This window comes from Phenylobacterium sp., from assembly GCF_024508875.1.
Classification (GTDB): Bacteria; Pseudomonadota; Alphaproteobacteria; order Caulobacterales; family Caulobacteraceae; genus Phenylobacterium.
In genome coordinates, this window is the sequence record NZ_JANINU010000310.1 from 1 (window position 1) to 1,902 (window position 1,902).

Consider the following 1,902-nt stretch of genomic DNA (forward strand, 5'->3'; position numbering starts at 1 on the left):
CCCAGGGCGTTCAGCACCGTGCGCACCACCCGCTGGTTCGTCTCGTTGTCCTCGGCGACCAACACCCGCAGGTCGGCCACGTGCATCGCGGCCTCGCTCCGGTCTTCCACCTCACCACGCTCCACGTGCAGCATCACCGTGAAGACGCTGCCGCGGCCGGGCGCGCTCTCCACCGCGATCGTCCCGCCCATCAGCTCAACGAGCTGGCGGCAGATCGACAGGCCCAGGCCCGCGCCGCCATAGCGCCGGGTCGACTCGCCCTCGCCCTGGACGAACTTCTCGAACAGCCGCGGCATCAGCTCGGGCGCGATGCCGATGCCGGTGTCGGACACCGTGATCACCAGTCCCGAGACCCCGCCCGTGGCCCGCACCGTGACGCCGCCCTCGGCGGTGAACTTCAGTCCATTGGCCACCAGCTTGTAGATCACGTGCCGCAGTCGGGCGGCGTCGCCGACCCACGGCCCCAGGACCGACGGATCCAGCTCGATCTCCAGGCTTAGGCCCTTGGACTCGGCCAGCGTCATCGCGGTCTCGCAGGCCTGTCGCGCCACCGTTTCGAAGCAGAACGGCGACGCCTCGATTTGCACGCGCCCCTGTTCCAGGTCGGACAGATCCAGCACGTCGTTCAGCAGGGTCAGCAGCGCCGTACCCGACGACTGGATCACCCCGACGCGCTCGCGCTGTTCGGCGGTCAGGTCGTCCAGCATCAGCGCCTGGCTCATGCCCAGAACGCCGTTCAGCGGGGTGCGCAGCTCGTGGCCCATGTTGGCCAGGAACTGCGACTTCATCACATTGGCCTGCTCGGCCGCGTCGCGGGCCGAGGTCACCTCGAACAGCGCGCCCCGCAGGCTTTTGTCGTAGTCGTCCAGCGCGCCCAGCAGGCGGTTGAAGCGGCGGGTGAGCTGGCCCACCTCGTCCTCGTGCGCGATGGGCAGTCGCGCGCTGAAATCGCGGGAGGCGGTCACCGCCTCCATCCCGTCGTTCAGGGCGTACAGTGGGGCCAGCGCGCGCCGCGCCAGCCGCCGCGCCACCAGCCCGGCGGCGGCCGTCGCCACCAGGGTCAGGGCCAGCGCGATGCCGATGTTGGTGATCCGCTCGGCGAGGATCTCGTGGTCGTCGACCCACAGCACCAGTTCGCCGACCTGGCGCCCCGCCTCGTAGTGCGGGACGCGCACCTCCAGCCCCTCGGCGCGGTAGCGCGCGAGCACCGAAGTCACGCCCTTGAACTTCAGCTTCTCGCCCAGCCCGCGGGATTTCCCGATCTCGATGCGATGGCCCTTCAGGTCGGCGTAGGCCGCCGCGACGGCGTGTTCGCTGCCGTCCAGCAGCCGGTTGGCGGCGACGATCGCGGCCGCATCCCCGTGCGTCACGCCGCGATGGGCCGCGACGCTCATGGCGTGGGCCAGTCGAACGGAGTCGGCCGCCAGGTCCTCGCGGTCGGCGGCCCAGTTGCGGTACTGGTAGAGGGAGAACGCCGCCAGCATCGCGACGATCGTCGAGGTCAGCGCGACGCGCACGACACGGCCCTCGAGGCCCGCGCCGAACCATCCCGTCCTAGGGGCCTGTGCCGGCAGCACTGCGCCCATATCCCCCGGCCCTCCCAAGGTCCGCCCTTCGCGGAAAGGCTTGATGCCAAAGCGTTAATCGGCGGCAAATTCAGCGCCCTGCTGTTGCCCATTCCGGGCAATGCGGCGAGAGGTCGCACATGATCGCCCCCACCGCAGAGGCGCGCCGCGCGTTCGTCCTCGAACACACGCGCCTGCAGTCCCCCCCGCACACGCCCGAACTGCAGCTCCGCCTCGCCGACGAGATGACCCCCATCTGGCGCATGACCGAGGAGGCCCTGGCCGAGATCGGCCTGCCCCCGCCCTTCTGGGCCTTCGCCTGGGCCGGCGGCCAGGC

At 70.6% G+C, this 1,902-nt stretch carries 1 protein-coding gene and 1 pseudogene; one reads left to right on the forward strand and one right to left on the reverse strand.

Going from position 1 to position 1,902, the window contains the following annotated elements:
* Nucleotides 1–1,517: ATP-binding protein (locus Q0L11_RS20665; RefSeq protein ID WP_296599773.1), on the reverse strand; the 1,517-nt coding region annotated here is incomplete at its 3' end.
* 188 nt (nucleotides 1,518–1,705) lie between these two features.
* On the opposite strand from Q0L11_RS20665, the pseudogene Q0L11_RS20670 reads away from it, so the two are divergent.
* A pseudogene (locus Q0L11_RS20670) lies at nucleotides 1,706–1,902 on the forward strand (methyltransferase); the annotation flags it as partial.